The sequence below is a fragment of the Streptomyces sp. NPDC028305 genome, assembly GCF_055569495.1.
The window spans coordinates 194,375-213,700 of the sequence record NZ_JBVHTN010000013.1 but is presented as its reverse complement, the minus strand read 5'-3'; the positions used below and the strand labels follow the sequence as shown (position 1 = coordinate 213,700).

At 70.8% G+C, this 19,326-nt stretch carries 16 protein-coding genes; 7 read left to right on the top strand and 9 right to left on the bottom strand.

Features of this window, described 5'->3' with window-relative positions:
• The first annotated feature begins 142 nt into the window (after positions 1–142).
• On the top strand, positions 143–2,533 hold the full coding sequence (locus tag ACZ4WQ_RS44195) for a bifunctional glycosyltransferase/CDP-glycerol:glycerophosphate glycerophosphotransferase (RefSeq protein ID WP_398368829.1): 2,391 nt from the start codon (positions 143–145) through the stop codon (positions 2,531–2,533).
• A gap of 54 nt (positions 2,534–2,587) precedes the next feature.
• Complete coding sequence (locus ACZ4WQ_RS44190) at positions 2,588–4,711, top strand: glycosyltransferase family 2 protein (protein WP_398368831.1); 2,124 nt, start codon at positions 2,588–2,590, stop codon at positions 4,709–4,711.
• Between the two features lie 700 nt (positions 4,712–5,411).
• Here the strand turns inward: ACZ4WQ_RS44190 and ACZ4WQ_RS44185 are convergent.
• From ACZ4WQ_RS44185 to ACZ4WQ_RS44170, 4 genes are read right to left on the bottom strand one after another with little or no spacing between them, the layout of a single operon-like run.
• A complete protein-coding gene (locus ACZ4WQ_RS44185; protein ID WP_398368833.1) occupies positions 5,412–5,906 on the bottom strand; it encodes a GNAT family N-acetyltransferase in 495 nt (164 codons plus the stop codon).
• Positions 5,900–6,775, bottom strand: coding sequence for a protein kinase domain-containing protein (locus ACZ4WQ_RS44180; RefSeq protein ID WP_398368835.1), 876 nt, complete (start codon positions 6,773–6,775; stop codon positions 5,900–5,902). Before ACZ4WQ_RS44180 ends, ACZ4WQ_RS44185 begins: the two co-directional genes overlap by 7 nt.
• Complete coding sequence (locus ACZ4WQ_RS44175) at positions 6,745–7,374, bottom strand: hypothetical protein (protein WP_311727443.1); 630 nt, start codon at positions 7,372–7,374, stop codon at positions 6,745–6,747. Before ACZ4WQ_RS44175 ends, ACZ4WQ_RS44180 begins: the two co-directional genes overlap by 31 nt.
• The gene (locus tag ACZ4WQ_RS44170) at positions 7,371–7,787 is read right to left on the bottom strand and encodes a hypothetical protein (RefSeq protein WP_311727442.1); all 417 of its coding nucleotides are present in this window, start codon (positions 7,785–7,787) and stop codon (positions 7,371–7,373) included. Before ACZ4WQ_RS44170 ends, ACZ4WQ_RS44175 begins: the two co-directional genes overlap by 4 nt.
• A 335-nt stretch (positions 7,788–8,122) precedes the next feature.
• On the opposite strand from ACZ4WQ_RS44170, the gene ACZ4WQ_RS44165 reads away from it, so the two are divergent.
• The 3 genes from ACZ4WQ_RS44165 to ACZ4WQ_RS44155 are packed head-to-tail and all read left to right on the top strand — an operon-like array spanning position 8,123 to position 9,758.
• On the top strand, positions 8,123–8,383 hold the full coding sequence (locus ACZ4WQ_RS44165; RefSeq protein WP_311727478.1) for a hypothetical protein: 261 nt from the start codon (positions 8,123–8,125) through the stop codon (positions 8,381–8,383).
• Complete coding sequence (locus tag ACZ4WQ_RS44160; protein WP_311727441.1) at positions 8,355–8,882, top strand: DUF6879 family protein; 528 nt, start codon at positions 8,355–8,357, stop codon at positions 8,880–8,882. The genes ACZ4WQ_RS44165 and ACZ4WQ_RS44160 overlap by 29 nt, the downstream gene beginning before the upstream one ends.
• Positions 8,883–8,906: 24 nt before the next feature.
• Entirely contained in the window at positions 8,907–9,758 is an 852-nt protein-coding gene (locus ACZ4WQ_RS44155; protein ID WP_385349604.1) for a helix-turn-helix domain-containing protein, read from the top strand.
• Between the two features lie 160 nt (positions 9,759–9,918).
• Here the strand turns inward: ACZ4WQ_RS44155 and ACZ4WQ_RS44150 are convergent, their stop codons facing one another.
• Both ACZ4WQ_RS44150 and ACZ4WQ_RS44145 read right to left on the bottom strand, forming a co-directional pair.
• A complete protein-coding gene (locus tag ACZ4WQ_RS44150) occupies positions 9,919–10,128 on the bottom strand; it encodes a DUF397 domain-containing protein (protein WP_311727439.1) in 210 nt (69 codons plus the stop codon).
• Positions 10,125–10,961, bottom strand: coding sequence for a helix-turn-helix domain-containing protein (locus tag ACZ4WQ_RS44145; RefSeq protein WP_311727438.1), 837 nt, complete (start codon positions 10,959–10,961; stop codon positions 10,125–10,127). The genes ACZ4WQ_RS44150 and ACZ4WQ_RS44145 overlap by 4 nt, the downstream gene beginning before the upstream one ends.
• Before the next feature lie 270 nt (positions 10,962–11,231).
• On the opposite strand from ACZ4WQ_RS44145, the gene ACZ4WQ_RS44140 reads away from it, so the two are divergent.
• Both ACZ4WQ_RS44140 and ACZ4WQ_RS44135 read left to right on the top strand, forming a co-directional pair.
• The gene (locus ACZ4WQ_RS44140; RefSeq protein ID WP_398368839.1) at positions 11,232–11,483 is read left to right on the top strand and encodes a hypothetical protein; all 252 of its coding nucleotides are present in this window, start codon (positions 11,232–11,234) and stop codon (positions 11,481–11,483) included.
• A 35-nt stretch (positions 11,484–11,518) separates the two neighbouring features.
• Entirely contained in the window at positions 11,519–11,809 is a 291-nt protein-coding gene (locus ACZ4WQ_RS44135; protein WP_385349616.1) for a hypothetical protein, read from the top strand.
• Positions 11,810–11,874: 65 nt separating this feature from the next.
• On the opposite strand, the gene ACZ4WQ_RS44130 is transcribed toward ACZ4WQ_RS44135, so the two are convergent.
• From ACZ4WQ_RS44130 to ACZ4WQ_RS44120, 3 genes are all read right to left on the bottom strand, one after another.
• Positions 11,875–16,125 (bottom strand): nSTAND1 domain-containing NTPase, encoded by a 4,251-nt coding sequence (locus ACZ4WQ_RS44130; protein WP_398368841.1) that lies wholly within the window; start codon positions 16,123–16,125, stop codon positions 11,875–11,877.
• Between the two features lie 233 nt (positions 16,126–16,358).
• The gene (locus tag ACZ4WQ_RS44125; RefSeq protein WP_398368843.1) at positions 16,359–17,387 is read right to left on the bottom strand and encodes an FkbM family methyltransferase; all 1,029 of its coding nucleotides are present in this window, start codon (positions 17,385–17,387) and stop codon (positions 16,359–16,361) included.
• The gene (locus ACZ4WQ_RS44120) at positions 17,360–19,276 is read right to left on the bottom strand and encodes a stealth family protein (protein WP_398368845.1); all 1,917 of its coding nucleotides are present in this window, start codon (positions 19,274–19,276) and stop codon (positions 17,360–17,362) included. Before ACZ4WQ_RS44120 ends, ACZ4WQ_RS44125 begins: the two co-directional genes overlap by 28 nt.
• Between the last annotated feature and the right edge of the window lie 50 nt (positions 19,277–19,326).

The following is a 19,326-nucleotide window of genomic DNA, read 5'->3' as shown; positions in this document are numbered from 1 at the left end:
CGGCGCGGCGCGTTTCACGGGGGCTCCTGTCGGCGGCTTCGCGATCTTTTCACCCCAATGTCGCCCTATCGGGCCTATCGGGACGCATCACCCTATAGTGGGCAGACGGTGAGCGCTGTTCTCTCCTGTCCGGAGGTGTTCCATGCCCCGATTCAGCATCGTCATCGCCGCCTATCGAGTGCAGGGCTATCTGAGCAGCTGCCTGGACTCGGTGCTGACCCAGTCGTTCGGGGACATCGAGGTAGTGGCGGTCGACGACTGCTCTCCGGACCACTGCGGCACGATCGTCGAGGAGTACGCGGCCCGGGACAGCCGGGTCGTCCCCGTCCACCAGCCGGTCAACTCCGGCCCCGGCCACGCCCGTAACGCCGGGGTCGACCGGGCCACCGGCGACTATCTGCTCTTCCTCGACGGCGACGACACGCTCGCCCCCGGCACCCTCCAGGGCCTCGCCGACCGGCTGGATCTCGTCCAGGACCCGGACATCCTCTACTTCAACCATGTGCGCACCTATTGGTGGGACCGCACGGAACCCAGCCTCTTCGGCGGGCTGCTGGCCTCGGCCGGGACCGAGGTCTTCTCGGTCCTGGAGCGCCCGGAGTTCCTGCGCATCTTCGCGATGTCGTCCAACCGCGTCTACCACCGGGCCTTCTACACCCGCCACGGCTTCGCGTTCAGCGAGGGCATCTACGAGGACGCCCTGCTCTCGTACAAGACGATGCTCACGGCCGAGCGAATAGCCTGCGTGGACCTGGTCGGGCTCGAGTACCGCCAGCGGCGCGTGGGCGCCAGCACCGCCAGCCCCGGTGAGAAGCATTTCGCCATCTTCAAGCAGTACACCCGGCTCTTCGACTTCCTGGAGGGCAAGCCGCACCTGGAGCCGCTGCGCCCGCAGCTGTTCGAGCGGGCCGTCTCGCACTTCCTGTTCTGCCTGGGCCGCCGTTCCCGGGTGGCGGCCGAGGACCGGCCGCGCTTCTTCGACCGGGCCGCCAAGTGGTACCGGGCCCATCTGCCCGACGGCTTCACCCCGCCCGCCGACGCCCAGTGGCGCTTCGAGGCGCTGGCCCGCGGCTCCTTCGTCCGCTACCGGGAGCACGAGCTGTCGGAGCGGGCGGCGGCCGGGGCCCGCAAGCTCAAGCGGATGACCCGGCGGCCGCTGGCCGCGCGGGCCAAGCGGAGCCTGTACCGGGTCCACCGGCGGCGGCCCGTCGACGCGGACCTGGCCGTGTACTCGGCGTACTGGGGCCGTGGAGTGCTGTGCAACCCGGCGGCGATCTACTACAAGGCCAGGGAGCTGGCCCCGCATGTGCACGGCGTGTGGGTGGTGCGAAAGGCCGCGGTCGAGTCGCTCCCGGAAGGCGTCGACTACGTCATCTCGGGGACCCGGGACTTCTACTGGGCCATGGCCCGCGCCAAGTACCTCGTCAACAACGTCAACTTCCCCAATGACGTGGTGAAGCGGCCGGGGACCGTGCATCTCCAGACCTTCCACGGAACGCCGCTCAAGTGCATGGGCCTGGACCAGCAGCGCTATCCCGCCGCCGCGTCGGGGATGAGCTTCGGCAACCTCCTCAAGCGCGTCGACCGCTGGGACTACGCCCTCTCCGCCAACCGGCACTCGAGCGAGGTCTGGGAGCGCGTCTACCCCGCCGCGTACCGGCTGCTGGAGTACGGATATCCGCGCAACGACGTCTTCTTCTCGGCCTCCGCCGAGGAGATCCGGCGCATCCGCAAGGAGCTGGAGATCCCGGACGGGGCCCTCACGGTCCTCTACGCCCCCACGATCCGCGACTACCAGAAGGGGTTCACGCCCCGGCTGGACCTCGAACGCGTCAGCCGCGCCCTGGGCCCGGAGGCGGTGCTGCTGGTGCGCGCCCACTACTCGTACCAGCCGCACGCCGGGCTGCGGCAGCTCCAGGAGGCGGGGCTGGCGATCGACGTCTCGCGCCACCCGTCGGTGGAAGAGCTCTGCCTGGCCGCCGATGTGCTGGTCACGGACTACTCGTCGATCATGTTCGACTACGCCAACCTGGACCGCCCCATCGTCGTCTACGCGGACGACTGGGATATCTACCAGGCCACCCGCGGGGTCTACTTCGACCTGCTGTCGGGGCGGCCGGGCGACACCCCGGGGCCCGTCGCCCGTACGGAGGACGAGCTGATCGCCGTCTTCCGCGAGGGGCGCTGGCGCGACGAGGACGCGAGCGCGCTGCGCGCCGCGTTCCGGGCCCGCTTCTGCCAGTACGACGACGGGCACGCGGCGGAGCGGGTGGTACGGACCCTCATGCTGGGCCAGGACGCCGCCACGGTGGACGCCGCCACGGTGGACGCCGCCACTGTGGACGTCGTGACCGCCGACGCAGTGACCGCCGCCGCGCCCCCGCTGCCCCCGCTGCCCGCGCCGCCCGTGCCCGAGCCGCACCCGGACCAGTGCCGGGCCGACCGCCACGGCCTGCCCGTCAAGCGCGGCCTGATCACCGGCGTGCCGCCGCACCCGGCCCGGCCCACGCCGCTGGCCCCCGACCACGACTGACCTAGCGGCTGATCCTGCCGCGCCCATGCCGTGAACCCGGAGACCGGAGCACTCATGTCCTCTGCGCCCCCTCCCCGCGTCAGCGTGATCGTCCCCGCCTACAACGCCATGCCGGAGCTGACCCGCGCCATCACCTCCGCGCTGGGCCAGACGCTCGGCCACGACCGCATCGAGATCATCGCGGTGAACGACGGCTCGACCGACGGCACCGGCGCGGAGCTGGAGCGCCTGGCCCTCGGGTGCCCCGCGCTCCGCGTCGTCCACCAGGAGAACTCCGGCTGCGCGGGCCGCCCGCGCAACACCGGTCTCGACCTGGCCCGCGGCGACTTCGTCTTCTTCCTCGACTCCGACGACTACCTGGGGCCGGACGCGCTGCGCCGCATGGTGGCCATGGCCGACGAGAACGGCACCGACATCGTCCTCGGCAAGATCGCCTCGGTCGGCGGGCGCGCCGTCCCCCGGGCCGTCTTCAGCCACAACCAGCCCCGCACCGACATCTTCTCCTCCGCCGCCTATCTGACCCTGGGCCCCTGGAAGCTGTTCCGCCGCTCCCTGGTCGAGCGGCTGGGGCTGCGCTTCCCGCCCTTCCGCAACTGCGAGGACAAGCCGTTCACCATCGCCGCCTACCTCAACGCCTCCGGCATCTCGGTGGTCGCCGACTACGACTGCTACTACGTCCGCTACCGCGAGGACCGCAGCAACCTCACCCTCACCGCCGGGGACCTCGTCCACCGCATGGACGGGATCGGCCTGTGCTTCGAGACCGTGGCCCGCTATCTGGAGCCCGGCCCGCGCCGGGACCGCGCCATGCGCCGCCATGTCGAATGGGAGCTGTGCGGGCCGCTGCGCGGGCTGCTGCCCCGCGAGAGCGAGCGGGACGCGCGCGAGCGCTTCTACCCCCGCTTCCGGCAGTGGGCGCTGAACTGGGCGAGCGAGGAGATCTGCCGGCAGATCGACGCGCCCGACCGGCTTCTGGTCCATCTGCTGCTCGCCGATCGCTTCGAGGACGTGCTGACGGTCGCGCGCAACGCCAAGGAGGACGCGCGGCGCGGTCATGTCGTCGACAAGGGACGCGTCTACTGGGCGCACCCCTTCTTCCGCGACCCGGCCGCCGCCGTCCCCGACGACTGTTTCGACGTCACCGACCGGCTGCCGGTCCACCACCGCCTCGACGCGGCGCGCTGGCACGGCGACGGCGACGACGGCAACGACGTGTTGCGGCTGACCGGCCACGCCTACATCGAGCATGTCGCCGCCCTGCACCCGCGCACCGAGGTGGTTCTGCGCAGATACCAGTCCGACCGCCCCGAGATCCGGCTGCCCGTCACCCCCCGCGCCGCCACCGGTCTGCCCGACGACGGCGCGTACGACAACGCGGGCTTCACCGTCGAGATCGACCCGGCCACGGCGGACGGCGGGGCGCCGCTGGAGCGCGGCCTGTGGAACATCTACCTGGACGTGCGGGCGCAGGGCGTCAGCCGCACCGTACGGTTCGGCAACACCCGCGAGGGCGGCGCGGCCGCCCACCCCGAGCCCCGGTGCGTCACGGCGGGGCCCGGCGGGCGGACCACGGTCGTCACGCCGTACTTCACCCCGTACGGCAACCTCTCCCTCGACGTCGGCCAGGTCGCCCACCACCTCGACGCCCCGTGCCAGGTCACCGAGGCGGACTGGCACGGCGCCAGGAGCGGCGTCCTGGCCGTCAGCGGGCGGCTGACCGGCGCGGACGTGGGGGAGGTGCTGCTGCGCGCGGAGAACGGACGGGGCGAAGTGCGCGAGGTGCCGGTGCGGTGGCATGACGAGCCGCCGGGCGATTTCACGGTCCGGCTGCCCGTCAGAAGGCTCGCCCGGGGCCTGTGGACGCTGACCCTGGTGATGGGCGAGGACGGCCCCGAGCCGTGCCGCGCCACGGTCGTGCCCCGCTTCGATGGCCTGGCCGGGACGCGTTGGTTCCGCTTCGGCCGCCCGTACTACGCCAAGCCGCTGACCTGGGGTCCGGCCATGGCGCTCGCCTTCGAGGTGGCGCCGGTCAAGGTCGCCACGGGCGTGCGGCGGCGACTGCGGCGGCTCGGTCGTCCCCCCTTCGGGACCCGGCGCGGGAACCAGCGCGGGCCGGACGGGCCAGCCGGGCCAGGTGGATCGCCCGGACGAGGTACGGGGCGAGCGCCAGCAGGGTGAGCAGACACGCCCCGGTGGCTGCCGTGAGGCCGGCCACCACCCAGCGGGCGTCGCCGGTGGCCAGCGTCCCGGTGAGGCCGAGCAGGGCGGTCAGCTCGTATCCGAGCATCCGCTGCCCGGGCCATTCGGTCAGCGACCGCAGGGGCCGGTCGCTGATGCCCGGAAGGCGCGGGGCGACATCGCGGGCCGCGACCGGGGCGCGGAGCCGCCGGCCGATCATGGTGCGCATCGCGGAGTGCAGCGCCTGGCCGCCCAGCAGACACACGACCAGCGTGATGGCGGCGGTCAGGCCGGTGTGGCCCGCCAGGTCCAGCCGCGCGAGCAGCAACAGCAGCACCACGCTGCGCACCTCGAAGCGGAGGGTCCCGCCGAGGTGCAGCCGCCCCAGACGGCCCATCAGCGCGGGCTCGGTGCGGTGCAGGAACAGGTCGCACCCCACGCCGAGCAGCGCGGCCGCGGCGAAGGGCCAGCCGGCGCCGCACAGCGCGGCGAAGGGGGCCGCCGCCAGGCAGCCGGCCATGACGACGAAGGCCGCGAGGCCGAGGGTGGATCGTATGCCAAGGCGCTCCATGACACATGTGCCCTTCGCTGTGGATCATGCTTACTTACGCAAACATTAGGTGAGTGATCCGTTTCCTGCCTTTTGGGTGGCTCTAGGCGGCGGATCCTCTGCCGGGGCCGCTGGCTTTCCGGCGCGTGGTCAGGGGCAGCGGATCTCGTACACCGGGTAGGGCACGACGACTCCGTCTTCGGCGTGAAGGCCAGAGAGGCCGAGGCGGGTGAATCCGGCTTTGGTCAGGACGCGGCCGGAAGCGGAGTTGTCGGGGTGGTGCTTGGCCTCCAGACGCTTCAGCTCGGTGTGAGCGAAGGCGAAGTCGACAACTCTTTTCGCAGCCTGGGTGGCGTAGCCGTTACCCCAGCAGTCCTCACGGAGGATGTAGCTGAGGGTCCCGAGGCCCGGTTCCCGCACGCGGAGGGAGATCATGCCGATCACATCGCCGACGACCGTGATGCCGAAGTCCCAGCGCGGGCGGGGGCTTGTCCGGGCCGATTCCAGGGCCCTGGCGACGCGGTGGCGGGCATCCTCGTCGGTCATCTCATACCCGTGGCCGTGGGTGAAGCGGACCGAAGCGCCACTGTAGATGCGCCGGATGGCCGTGGAGTCGTCCACGGCCAGCTCCCGCAGGGTCAGCATGCACTGGCCAGCTCGGCGGCCGTGGGCCGGGCGCCAGGGTCAGCGTTCATGCAGGCTGTGATCAGCTGCTCGAACTCCGGGAAGGGCCATGGCCGTACGTCTTCCAGGCGGAGTGTGTGCCCTTTTGCGATGGTGCGGAGCTTGTCCAGGCGGTCCAGATCGTCCTTGTATGCCACCGGTCGATGTCCTGCCCAGCACCAGAACAGAGACGCGCCCAGGCCCCACACGTCTGCCGCGGGCCCTGCTTGGACGTGGGTGTCGTCGCTGGTGGACAGGATGGCCTCGGCGACCTCCGGGGCGGTCGTGTGGGTGAGGGCGCCCCGGTACGGAAGGCGCTCGTCCTGGCCAGGCCCGCAGGCCAGCGCGTAGTCGATGACCTCGGCGGTGCCGCTGTTGGTCACGAGGGTGTTGGTGGGCTGTACATCCGCGTGGGCCCAGCCAGCGGCATGCATCGCCGCGAGGCGGTGTGCCCAGGTTCGGGCGATGCCGAGCAGCCAGGGCCGCACTGAGGGGCGGTTTCCCTCGGGCGCATGGGCGAGCCTGAAGGCCCGCCACAGGAGCTCACCCTCGATCCACCGCACGGCCAGCCACCGCCCGCCCTCCCACGTACCGGACTCGATCCGGTACGCCCGGTCGACGGCGTCCGCCTGGGCCAGCTGGAAGAGGTGACGGTTTTCCTGCTCCAGTTCCCTGGCCTTGTCCCGGGTGTCCTCGGACCCCGGAGCGTTGGCCTTCAGCGCCAAGTGGCCCTTGGGGGTGGCGACCTTCCACGCCCGAGAGCCTCGCCGGTCACTGAGCAGGCATGCGCTGACCGGCCCGAACCGGTCTTCCAGGGCTTTTACTGCCTCGGCAGGAGGTGGTGCGCCCACTCCTTGATCTCCTTCCACTCCTGCGGAATGCCCTCGAAAGCGTCTCGGCCGTCGTCGACCGCGGCCGCCACGGCGGCAGCGAGATCCGGTGTCCCCTCCAGAAGCCGGGGATCGCGGGGCCGTACGGCGACCCGCACGGGGAGGAACGACACCGGGGGCGACGGAATACGGCGGCCGTGCCGGTCGATCTTCTCCTCGCCCGCCGAGAATTTGCCGAACATCAGCCCTACCGGCCCGTACAAGTGCTTGAGGACCCAGTGAGGCCACGCCAGCGCATCCTGCCCGGCGCCGAGAACCACGATGTTCTCGCACACTAACGCGCCATGCGGCCGAGTCGCCAAGGGACGTACCCACTCCGCGGCCCGAACGCCGGCATGGAACACCTCCGCCTCGATGTCCGCTGCGCCTCCGCGCAGCTCGTACACCGTCCAGCCCGTCAGCCCGCGCTCCACGGACGGCGCGAGATAGGGGCAGTGGGCGGCGACGACTTCGACGTATTCCGCGACGTCCACCGTCTTCGGGCTGGTGGTTCTACTCTCAACGAGGCGGAGCGCCCCAGCCGTGGACCGGAGCGCTCCGTCGATGTGTGTGGTGGTCACCGGGCCAGTGCCTTCTCTTGCTTGGGGGCGACGTCGCCGCTGTCGCCCGGGACTGGCGAGCAGTCCCACTCGGCGACCACGACTCCGCTCTCCCGGTAGGTGCCCAGCGCCTTCTCGTCGACCTGACCGTCATCGCCCGTGAACCAGATCTCGGGCAGCGGGCCGAACAGCTCCTCGTACACGGAGATCCAGGAGATTTCGCCCGCGCCTTTCGCAGGGCTGTGGCCGATGGCCTGACCGGCGTGTTCGGCGCAGAACGCGGCGTACTCGGGCGTCTTCATCAGCCGGTGCCATTCGGCGTCGATGGCGGTGGAGAACATCTCCGGCGTGGTACGACGGGCCTCGAACTGCCGGGCGCTGACCTTGAAGAACTTGCCCAGTTCGACCCTCTCCGGGGTCAGTGCGCTACTCATGTGGTGCTCCTCTGTGTGCGTTCGGGTGGTGCTGTGACGGGCGGCCCCGCCACCGTCGAGTGGTGGCAGATCGGGGAGGGGGCGCCGTGGAGCTTTCTGTGGGGTTGGAAGGAGTCAGGGGCAAGCCGTCGTGCCCCGGGAGGCTCCGCCGCCTCGCCGGGTTTCGTCGTACCCGCCGATGCTAGGAGTGAGATGTGCAGCACAGCCAGCAATGTGCAGATATTTGCAGGGGTGGGCTGCTGGCCCGTGACTTGCCATGCTCGCGCCCTTGACGTGGCCCTCGGACTGCATGACTGTGACGCAAAGAACTGCACATCACGTGGATGGAGGCAGGCGTGCCGCTACGGTTCATCGGGATCGATCCCGACACCAAGACAGGAGACTCCCCGACCGTGTGGGTCGACCAGGAGAAGCACGAACTCGTCTTCCAGGGCTGGAAACCGGGCCCTGAACTCGAAGCCGAGTGCGCCGCGTTCGAGGTGCCGGGGCATGCCGTCGGCATCCCGGACGATGAGGCCGTGATTCGTATCCCCGCCAGGATGGTGCGCATGATCAGGGAGGCATGTGATGCCCTCGAGCATCCCGACCATCGCTGACCTGATGGCCGACTGCACGCGCTCCGCCGTGCACCTTGAGATGCGAGACCACTACGGAGTAGCCGCGGAAGCCGACGAGTTCAGGGAGTGGCTGCAGACCGGCAGCGTGGACACCGACCCCGGCTCGCCGGGTTGGGCGCCCTGGGTCGACCTCGTCTCCAGCGCGGTGGCACGTGGTGTCGTCGTGCGCCGGGCCCGGATCGTGTCCGAGCCGGTCACCGACTACATCCGCTACGAGCACGCGTCCACCGTCGTCAACGTGCACGCAGGCGAGCAAGTGCGCTGGTTGCCCCGTCGGCGTGCCTCGGACATCGCTCTGCCCGGCAACGACTTCTGGCTGTTCGACGACCACCTGATCCGCTGGGGCTTCTTCTCTGGGAACGGTGCCCTCGTCGGCCACGAGATCTCCAAGGACCCGGTGGCCGCCAAGCTGTGCGCGGAGGCTTTCGACGCCGTCTGGGCGCGCGCCACACCCCACGACCACTACCAGATCCACTGACCAGGAAGCACCGGCAGCCAGCTCATGCCCGTCTCGCCGTCCTCATCTGCCCAGGCCGCACGTGAAGCCGTCGCCCAGCGGCTGCGCGACCTCCGCAAGGAAGCCGGCCTGACGGTCGTGCAGCTGGCTGCCGCGTGTGGCTGGCACTACTCCAAGACCAGCCGCATCGAGAACGCCCTCACCGGGCCGTCCGCCACGGACATCCGCCGCTGGTGTGCCGCGACCTGCGCCGACGGCCAGGCGCGGGAACTCGTCGTCCAGTCCATCAACGCTGAGACGATGTACCGGCAGTGGCGCGACCAGGTCCGGGCCGGACTCCGGCACATTCAGGAGAGCCGCGTCCAGGCGTTTCAGGCGACCGAGGTGTTCCGCATGTACTCCTCCAGCCTCGTGCCCGGCCTGCTGCAGACCGAGGGCTACGCGCGGGCCGTCCTCGGGATCGCCGCGAGCGTCCACGACCTGCCCATCGACGACAGCGAGGCCGCGGCCCGCGCGCGGATCGAGCGGTCCCGGATCATCCACGAGCAGGGGCATCGCTTCGTCGTGGTCATCGAGGAGTCGGTGTTGTACTGCCAGGTCGCCGATACTGACGCCATGGCCGCCCAGTTGGGCTACCTGCTGACTGCCGGGGCGCTGCCCGCAGTGTCGCTCGGGATTATCCCGATGGCGACCCGGAGGACGCACTGGACCGAGGAAACCTTCCACATCTACGACGACCGGATGGTGTCTGTGGAGCTGGTGACGGCCGAGGTCAACGTGGTTCAGCCCGGGGAACTCGCGGAGTATCTGAAGACGTTCGAGCGGCTGCGCAGCATGGCCGTATACGGAGCTGAGGCGCGGGGGTTGATCCTCAAGGCCATCGAGGCCCTTCACTGACGCCGGGCGCGACAAAGCCCCCTCGTCGGCGGCGCCCCGTGATGCCGTCAGGGATGGCGGATCTCGTACACCGGTTAGGGCCGACTGAATGCGCCCTGCTCACAGCTGTTGCTGTGGGCAGGGCGCATTGTCGCTGTATGGGGCGGGGCTGGTGCCGGACTCAGAGGGTGGGGAACTCCTCACGCTGGACGGCGGAGACGAACGATGACCACCCGTCCGCTGAGAAAACCAGTGCCGGACCGTTCGGGTCCTTGCTGTCACGGACGGGAACAACGCCGCGCGAGGCGACGAGGTTGGCGGCGACCTCTATGCAGGCGCCGCCGTTGTCGCTGTACGAGGACTTGAACCAACGGGGGGATTCGGTCGTCACGGGGTGCCCTTTCGCAACTGGCTGATCATGGCCACAGACTCCGCCTGAGAAGGCGCTTCGGCCTGTAGCTGATGGTAGGCCGTCAGTATGGGCACCACGGAGGTGCTTTCCCGTTCGAAATGGCCTCGCTGGGCGGACTCCGCGTACGACACGAGCGAACGGTCCGACATCGTCAGGATGTAGAGCGGCAGGTTGAACGGGCGGCGCGTGCCCATGTCGAACGGAGCGACCTGGAGCACGGTGTTCGGCAGCTCGGCGAACTCGCGCAACCGCGCGAACTGGGCCTCCATGACGGCGGGTTCGCCGATGGGCCGACGGACACAGCTTTCGTCCAGTACCACGAAGACCAGCGGCGGAGGCGTCCGGACGAGCGCGGCTTGCCGCTCCGCGACGAACGCCACCCGCTCCTGCGCCTGCTCGGCGGTGATCGCCCCCCGCTTGACGGCGCTCTCCGCGAGGATCGTCGCGTACTCCGGTGTCTGGAGCAGACCAGGGATGACCCCCACTTCGTACAGCCGGATCTCCGCTGCCCGGCCCTCGTGCCCGACGTACTCGGGGAAGCCCTCCAGCAGGCTGCCGTGGCGGATCTTGCGCCACTCGCGCTCGAACGAGTCTTCCGTCCCCTCGATCCCGAAGGCGCGGTCCGTACTGCGCACGAACCGAAGAGTGGGAGGCTTGCGAGCAGTTTCGACGGCCGAAACATGCACGCTGGAATATCCCGTCAGCTCCCCCAGCTCTTCCTGGGTCCAGCCACGGCTCTCACGTAAGCTGCGCAGACGCGCCCCGAAGGCAGCCAGCGGACTGCTGTCCGGATGCAACTCCTTGCGGTTCAAGAGGCGTTCACCGTCCTTCGTTCTTGTTTGAGCAGTTGCTTGATTCCCCGCTGAAGGCCACGCTGAACCTCCTTGGTAGTCACAGCACTACAGAGAGGAGTCGTCGGTGCCCAGCGAGACCACGACCCCACCGGGCGGGCCCGAGCCCCAGCCCGTTGGACAGCAGCAGGGGCAGCATGGCGGCGGCGACCGCCCCACCCTTGAGGAACTGCGACAGCAATCAGCGGCCCTGAGCGAACAGATCGCCCAGCATCTGGGGCGGGGGCCGCAGTGAACGGCAGGGACTGGACCAAGGTCCTGCCCACTCTCGCGGTCGGCATGGTGGTCTACGACCGGCGTTACGACATGCCCGGGACCATCGCCGACTTTGATGGGCCGATGGTGTGCCTCAGCCGTCCCACCGGCCTCGAATGGCGGTCGCACTGTGCCTCGGTGCGCCCCGCTACGGCATACGAGCGGCGGCAGCTGCGGGCCATCGCCCGGCTTCATGCCCAGCGACAACGAGGCACGGCGTCCGCATAGGCCCCAGAGCACTTCCCCGGATCGGATTCTCGCCCATGGCTGATGGACCCTGGCACGCCGAATGGACGTTCATCAGCACATCCGGCGTCACCACAGGAACAGTCGACAAGGCCCGGTACTTCGATCTCCGTACCGCCATCTTCAAGGCGGCAGACAAGTCGCTACGGGACCTGGCACACAATGAAACCACTGAGAGAGACGAGCCCTGGAAACTCCTGGCCGGAGCCTTGTACTCCGAAGCAATGCTTACGGCCGACGAGACCGGCACATGGCAATACCTGAGTCCGGACGGCTGGGCGAACGTAAAGGTTTGCTTTTCGCCATAAGGGAAAGCGGCCGACCCGAAAGGAGTACCAGATGCGGACGGTGCACACGACGCCCGCAGGGCCTGTCAGGCGCAAGGCGGATTCGATGGGGTTCCCTCCGGGAGCAGCTTGCGCTCGGCTGTGGTGTAGTCGCGCCCTGCGGCGGCGCACAGGGTGCGGAACTGGGCGTCGGGGCGCAGGTCGAAGGTCTGGCGCAGGTGACCGGTCTCGATGGTCAGGTGGCGGCCGTTCACGAGGCCCGCCGTCCACTCGTCACCCGAGACTGCCAACGTGCCGGAGGCACCGTCGCCTGTCAGAGCGTGGATCAGGACCTGGTGCTTCGCTGCGACGTACGTGACGATGCTGCCACCGGGCCCGAACCCGACCAGGGTGCCGAGAGTCGAGACGGGTGCGCCACCGCTCAGCTGTTTCTTGCGGTCCACGTCCCAGACGCGTACCTGCCCGTCGGTGTTCCGCACGGCCAGGTGCGAGCCGTCCGCGTCGAAGGCGAGTGTGCTGGTGACAGCGGATGTGAGAGTGGATGGCGTGCTGATGGCTCGCCCCGACAGCGTCGTGATGGGCCGGGGAGCACGGACATCCCACAAGAGGATTTCTCCGCGCACGGTCCCCCTCCTGGTGACCGCGACAACCTGTCCAGGGTGCCCGGGACGGGCGATCAGTTGGCCGGCGACAGAGAGCTCGTTGGTGGAGCCGGTGGAGGTCGGTGTGGGGTGGACGAGGAAGGGCTGGGCGCGCACGGCCGCGTCGGCGGCGTCGACGCGGGTGAGCGTACCGTCCTTGGCCAGCAGGACGATCTCGCTGCCCTGCAGCGGGGCGACACTGTCCACTTCCGTCGCCTTCGGAACGACGTCATCGAACGACACGCTGTCGCTCAGGTCCTGCACCGAGTACGACCGGTAGAGGCTGTCGTTCTCGCTCCACACCACGATCCGCTTCGAGTCAGCGGTCCAAACAGGTATCCAGTCGACTGCCTCGGCCGGTGGCGGCAGCGGCACCGACCGGTGGCGGGTGCGGGAGGCGTCCAGGACCTCAAGGCGCCGGTCGGTGGCCCGGGCGACGAAGCGCCCGTTGGGTGACACCGTGTACTTCTCGTCGGCGGCGCTGTTCTTCGAGAACCGTTCGTTGCCCGTCGGCTCGGCCCGGACCGCTATCAACGCCGTGCCGACGGGCACGAGAACAGTGAGCCCGCCGTCGGCACGCGGCGCGGCGGCGAGACCCTTGTAATCGGTGGGAGTGCTGCCCGAGGTCGGGATGCGGGTGCGGTATGTGCGCCCGGTGCGCAGGTCGGTCAGGGTCGGCTCGGCGTAGTCCGCGTCCGAGAGCCCTGGGGCGTATGCGGCTGCTGTCCCGTCGACTCCGTACCAGGAGGTCGCATCCGGCGTGCCCCCGCCAGTGGGCAGCTCGCTCCTGCGGCCGGGTATGCGGTCGAGCGCCTGGGCGTACGTGGTGTCCGTCCTGACGAGGATCTCACCGCCCGCTCGAAGCTCCGCGTAGTCGTCTCCCCCGGTGGTGGAGGCGTACCGCAGCCGACCGGTGGTGAAGTCTCTGACCTCGATGCGCTTGCGCAGCTCCTTGATGGTGCTGATTGTCGCGACGGTGTTTGCGTCGGATGTGAACGCGGCATCCTTCACCGTCTCAGGGATGAGCTGGTCCGGTACGCCGATGCGGGCACCGGAGGGCACCCGCCATGCCTCAGCGAAGACGGGAGCGCACCGCTGGGTGTCCTTGTAACACTCTGCGGACCGGTCGTCCATCGTCAGCAGCAGCCGCTTCCCGTTGCTGCTGAAGTCCAGGGTCGCCGCGAATCTCTCGGGGACGTCATGGCCGCCGAGGTCAAGGATGGCAGGGTGCTTCGGGTCGCTCAGCCGCCACAGCTGTACCCGTCCGCCTGCGGCCGCGGCAAAGAAGCGGCCGTCCGGGCTGATGGCGGCGGCTGGGATCTCTCTTTCGGGGACGCCGCTCAGTTCCCGTGCCCGGGGCTTGCCTTGGAGAGCTCCTGTGACCACGGTGATCGTCGACCGGTCGCCGCCGCCGGGCTTCGACTGCACAACGAGGGTGCGGGCGTCCGGGGTGGCGTTCATGCCGGTGACCCGGCCCCGCCATACCGACGGGTAGCTGCCCACCAGGTACTGCCCTCGCGCGTACTGGTGCAGCAGGGCCTGGCGGGTCTTGGCGGTCTGCTTGGTCTTCCACGCGGCCAGGGCGAGCTGCAACGCGGTGGCGGGATCGCTGCCCGGGCGGTCCTCGGCGGCCTGGGCGAGCAGGCCTGCGGCCTGCGTGCGTAACTGCTCCTCGGTCCGCTTGAGGCTCTGCCAGGTGGACAGCGCCAGGACGACGGCGAGCACCGTGAGAACGGCCAGCGCCCCGACGGCGGCCCGCTTGAGGCGGGCGCTGCGCCGGGAGTGGCGGCGGCTGAGCAGGATGTAGCCGCGCTCGTCGACGGAGATGTCCGCCTGGTGCTTGGCCAGTCTTCTGTCGGCCTCTATCAGGTCGGTTCCGCTCAGCAGGCGGGCGGGCTCACGATGTTGAGCCTTCCATCGCTTCAGGTCGGCCCTCAGCTGTTCCTGCCAGAGGCGGAAGTCCCGGGAGTCGGCGAGCCATTGCCTCAGGCGCGGCCAGAGCTTGGTGAGTGCCTCGTGCGCCAGGTCGACGAAAACCTCGTTTTCGGCACCACCCGGAGTGGGGGAGAGGACGACGAGCTTGCCGGGGGCAAGCTTCTCGGCCAGGCTGAGGAGTTCGGGGGCGAGGTCGGCGGTGCGGGTGGGCCTGCGGGAGAAGGCGTCACCGTCGCCGGGCCGAGCCAGCTGCACGAACAGCCGCCGAGCGCACTCCTGGTGGGCCTGGGTCAGTCCGGCGAGGGCGTCGTTCGCGTATGTGACGAGGGCGCCCGCGACGCCGCCCAGGTCGTCGTAGGCAGCGTGGGTGAGCATCGAGCGGGTGCGGCGCTTCCACAGCTCGGTCAGGGCGAACTGGACCAGCGGCATCCGCCCGGGCTCGTTGCCCGCGTCCGCGACGATCCGCTCCGGCAGCCCTGGCTCGAACCACAGCCCCGGCACGGCGTCGACGGGCGCGGTCACCGCCCGCTCCAGGTCGTCGGCGGCCAAAGGCGCGAGGAACTGCACGGCATCGCTGACGAGGTCGGACGTGTCAGCCGTCACCAGCGCATCAAGGGAGTCGGGCCGCGCGGTGGCGACGACCCGCAGCACGGCCGCGCCGTCCTGGCCTGCCAGGGCGGCGAGCAGCCCGAACAGGTCGCGCGCGGCATCCGGCTCGGCGCCCGCGTACTCCTCGAGCTGGTCGACGAAGAGGACGTGCCCAGCGCTTTCTCCACAGGCGAGGATCCTGGCACGTAGCTCGGCAGGCACATCGTCGCCGGCCTCCAGGAGCCCCGCCAGTTCCTCGGCCTTGGCGAGCCTGTCGACCTCGCCGAGCCCCGGCTCCAGGACCCCGGTCAGCGCCCGGGCGAGCACGGCGGTCGGCCGCACGCCGGGGACGGGCCGCAGCTCGGAAACGCTCATGCCCCCGGCCCGCAGGCGGGGCAGCACTCCGGCCCGGACGAGGGACGACTTCCCGCACCCGGAGGGCCCCGCCACCAGTGTCACCGGGCGCCCGCGCACGGCCGTGTGCGCGCGGGCGGTGTCGCTGTCGCGACCGTGGAAGAACTCCGCGTCGTCCTCCGTGAACACCGCGAGTCCCTTGAACGGGCAGCGCGGCCGCAGAATCCGTTCGTCGACCAGCTCGGCCGATGGCAACAGATACGCAGTGCGCTCGCCCCGGTGCGCGGCGGCCGTCATCCCGACGACGCCGTCCTGCACGTCGTCCCAGACCGGCGCCCCGCTGAACCCTTCCATGATGCGCGGCCCCGGCTCCTGCGCCTCCATCTGCACCCATCCCGAGCCCTGCCCGGCGCGGAGCGTGCCCGAGGCCCATATGCCGTTGTCGGCGCCGTCCGGGTAGCCGAGCGCACGGAATGTGTGCCCCCATACGCCGGTCCCGTCGACGAGCTGCACCGGCCGGGCGCCCTCGACTGCCGCGTCGAGCCGCAGCAGCGCGACGTCCGCCCCGCCGTGCCGCCAGGACACCACGGTCGCCCGCGCGCGGGGCCGGCCGCCCAGCAGCGGAAAGTCGAGGTCCACCGGCTCGCCGGGCGCCTGCTCCACGGCATTCGGCACCCCGAGTGCCATGGTTACGACATGGGCGCAGGTGCACACCACATCGGCGGTGACGAGGAACCCGGCGCCGACCACCTCACCGGCGGCCGAGCAGATCCGCACCTGCGACGCCTCCAGGACATCACTCCCCCGTACAGCGGTCATGGACCCCGCCTTCCGACTTGTCGCGTGATACGCCACAAGTCAGCATTCCTGGCGAAGGCGCCTCGCACAATGCTGCGTATAACCGTCGAGTTGACGCACACCGGACCGTACCGGCGTAGGGGCGAATGCCGGTGACTTTGCGGTGAGTATCGGACGGCGACACGCCGACACCACGGCGTGTCGCCGTCCGATACTCACCGCAACTCAGGCTTCGGGCCGTTTCACTTCGCGCCCTACGGCCCCGCTCCGCGGCGGGGCAGGGCCGCCAGGGCCGCCAGGCCCTCCCGGAGCCTCCGGGAGGCGTACTTCCGGTAGTCCGGTCGGGTCGGTCGGCGGCGGCCGGGGGGCGGGTAGGGGGCGTTCCAGCCGCAGGGGAAGGGCGAGCCGGCGGGCGTGAGGAGGTTCGTCGTCTCGTCGCACGCCAGGATCGCGATCAGCCACCGCCGCACCGCCCGGTGGAAGCCCGGGGTCAGCGGCTCGGGGGCGAGCAGCCAGTCGCGGCACTGGCCGCTGACCGCCCGCCGGTAGCCGCTCTCGTCGTAGCGGCTCCACGGCGCCTCGGGGGTGATGGGGTGCAGCCCGTAGCCGAGCGCGACCAGCGGGGCCAGCGCCCGGCGCAGCGCGTCGTGGTCGGCGCCGGGCAGCAGCTCGCAGACGATCCAGGGGCGATGGCGGTCGATGGTGTGCAGCGCGCCCTCCAGCACGGCCGCCTCCAGCGTCTCCACGTCGATCTTGACGAGGTACGGGGCGGCGCTCCGCTCCGCCGTGAAGTCGTCGACCGTGGTGACGGGGACGCGCACCGACCGGCTGTGCTTGCGGTGCGCGCGGTTCAGTGAGTTCGAGGACTCCGTCTTCTCGGACAGATACAGCTCGGCGGTCCCGGGCGCCGAGGAGACCGCGGACTCCACCACCTCGTAGGACAGCCGGTTGCACGCGCGGATACGGCGGCAAAGACCGGCGGTGTCCGGGGTCGGCTCGAACGCGTACGTCCGCAGCCTGCCGCGCCCGTAGACCGCGCTGATCAGCGCCGAGTACAGCCCGATGTGCGCCCCGATGTCGTACACCGCGCTCCCCGTCGGCGCCCGCTGGGCCAGGGCCAGCAGGGTGGCCTGTGTGGTCGGCTCGTATCCGGCGAGACCCGCCCGGCGCAACTGCCGCTGCACCGCCGTCTGCTTGCGGCTGAGCACGTTCAGCGCCCGCGGGTAGGGGCCCTCGGCGGCGATGACGTCCGGATTCAGCGGGAGGGTGATGGCGAGGGGCATGGCTGACGGGCCTCCTGACGGGCGATGGCCCGCTCCAGCGGGCTGGGGACCGGGAAGTAGGCGTCGAGGAAGGGGCGGAGCAGCGCCAGCTGGTCCGCGAGATCCCGCTCGCACGAGACCGTGTCGTTGAGGCAGAACGCCTGGCAGCGCCGGGACCGCAGCAGCCGGGCCAGCCGGGCCGGGATGCCGGGCCGGGACAGGTCGAAGTAGTCGTAGCGCAGCGGCGCGGGGACGGCCCGGCCGGTCAGGAAGGCGTAGTAGTGGTGGAGCGCGGAGGGCAGGGAGATGTCCGAGGCGCTGCGCACCCGGCTGGCCATGGTGGCGCGGTACGGGCCGGGGAACTCGCCCTCGATCTCGGCGAGGACGCTTCTGCGCAGCGCGTGCGGGGTGTGCTTGAGCTTCTGGGTGACCGTCGTCCCGAACCGGCCCTCCAGCAGCGCCCGGTTGTTCTTCCCGGCCGCCGAGACCGGGACGTCGCCGGGGTGGGCGGGGCCGAGCGGGATCAGTGCGCGGGAGAGGAAGAACTTCGTCATGCCGTTGGCCAGGAAGAAGTCCTGCGGGGTCACCGGCGAGCCGAGGAAAACGTCGTCGTTGAAGTACAGGAAGTGCTCGGCCAGCCCGTCGATGTGGTGCAGCCGGGTCTCGATGGCCTGGGAGTTGAAGGTGGGCAGCACCCGCGGGTCGTCGAAGATGTCGCGGTGGTCGACGACCGTGATCCCGGGGTGCGAGCCCGTCAGCCACGGCGGCACCTGGTCGTCGGTCACCAGGTAGATATGACGCACCCAGGGGGCGTACATGTGCAGGGAGCGCAGGGAGTAGCGCAGCTCGTCCCGGTTGGCGTAGCGGGCCTCGTTGGCCGCCTGCTCGTGGTACGGCTCGGCCGCGTCGTCGGCGACGGCCGTCCACTCGGCGCGGCGCCTGCGCCAGGCGGGGTCGGCGCCGTCGACCCAGGTGTAGACGACGTCGATGGGGAAGCGGACCTCGTCGGGGAGGCGGGTGGTGAACTCCGGGCGGGTGCGCACCAGCGGTCCCGCCCGCCAGCCCTCGGCCGGGGCCAGCCGGGTGAACAGGTGGCCCGGCGCGTGCACGGCGGTGGCGGCCGCGGCGACGGAGGCGGTGGTGCGGTTGGGGCGCGGCGCGAGCAGCAGGTCCGGGCCCCCTTCGATCCCTCCTTCGGTCCCGGCCCCGCTCTCGGCTCTGCCCCGCCGCCAGAACTCGATGTCGCAGCCCTGCGCCACGCCGAGCACCAGGCCCGCGCCGGAGCCCGCGCCCGAGCGCGCGCCCGGGCTCGCGTAGAAGCGGGTGAAGCGGACGACGGGGGCGGTGGACAGCCGGCCCCAGGCCCGCGCGGTGTGGCCGGACCGGGGCGCGGTCCCGGGGCGTCTGCCGCGCGCGGGCAGCGACACATAGCCCGCCTCGCGGGCGCACAGCTCGGTGAGCGCCGCGACCGCCCGGGGCCGCGCCTCGGCGGGCACCCCGACGGCGGAGGACACATTGCCGTACGCGCGGACCACGAAGTGGTCGACCCCCGCCCGCTCCAGCGCCTCGCACACCAGCCGCAGATTCTCGGTGCGCGCGTGCAGGGGGGTGGGCACGGTGGTGAGGTGGGCGATGCGCGGGCCGTGCCGGTCGACGACCACGATCCGGTCCGGCGTCGACAGCAGCCCGGCCCGGCGCAGCCGGCGCCGCCCCCACCGCAGCCGCAGCGTCGCGGACGCCGCCGAGAGGCGGGCCAGGCCCCGCTTGGCCGCCCGGCGCAGCCTGGCGCCGGTCACGGCCACGACGGCGCGGCGGACGGGCAGGGGGACCCGGCGCCGATAGCCGCGCACCAGGCGTGGGGTGTCGGTGTGCCAGGGCAGGCGGGGGGCGGGCGGTGCGGTGCGGGGCATCCTGGGTCCTGGTGTGTGTGGGGGGGCCTGGATCAGGGGAGGTGGTGGGG

What these genes read in the sequence shown, in the direction of transcription:
- ACZ4WQ_RS44190 (WP_398368831.1), top strand. Translation starts at nt 2,588, where the DNA reads ATGTCCTCTGCGCCCCCTCCCCGCGTCAGCGTGATCGTCCCCGCCTAC.
- ACZ4WQ_RS44160 (WP_311727441.1), top strand. Translation starts at nt 8,355, where the DNA reads ATGCCCTCGAGCATCCCGACCATCGCTGACCTGATGGCCGACTGCACG.
- ACZ4WQ_RS44195 (WP_398368829.1), top strand. Translation starts at nt 143, where the DNA reads ATGCCCCGATTCAGCATCGTCATCGCCGCCTATCGAGTGCAGGGCTAT.
- ACZ4WQ_RS44170 (WP_311727442.1), bottom strand. Translation starts at nt 7,787, where the DNA reads ATGAGTAGCGCACTGACCCCGGAGAGGGTCGAACTGGGCAAGTTCTTC.
- ACZ4WQ_RS44155 (WP_385349604.1), top strand. Translation starts at nt 8,907, where the DNA reads ATGCCCGTCTCGCCGTCCTCATCTGCCCAGGCCGCACGTGAAGCCGTC.
- ACZ4WQ_RS44185 (WP_398368833.1), bottom strand. Translation starts at nt 5,906, where the DNA reads ATGCTGACCCTGCGGGAGCTGGCCGTGGACGACTCCACGGCCATCCGG.
- ACZ4WQ_RS44125 (WP_398368843.1), bottom strand. Translation starts at nt 17,387, where the DNA reads ATGCCCCTCGCCATCACCCTCCCGCTGAATCCGGACGTCATCGCCGCC.
- ACZ4WQ_RS44120 (WP_398368845.1), bottom strand. Translation starts at nt 19,276, where the DNA reads ATGCCCCGCACCGCACCGCCCGCCCCCCGCCTGCCCTGGCACACCGAC.
- ACZ4WQ_RS44130 (WP_398368841.1), bottom strand. Translation starts at nt 16,125, where the DNA reads ATGACCGCTGTACGGGGGAGTGATGTCCTGGAGGCGTCGCAGGTGCGG.
- ACZ4WQ_RS44135 (WP_385349616.1), top strand. Translation starts at nt 11,519, where the DNA reads ATGGCTGATGGACCCTGGCACGCCGAATGGACGTTCATCAGCACATCC.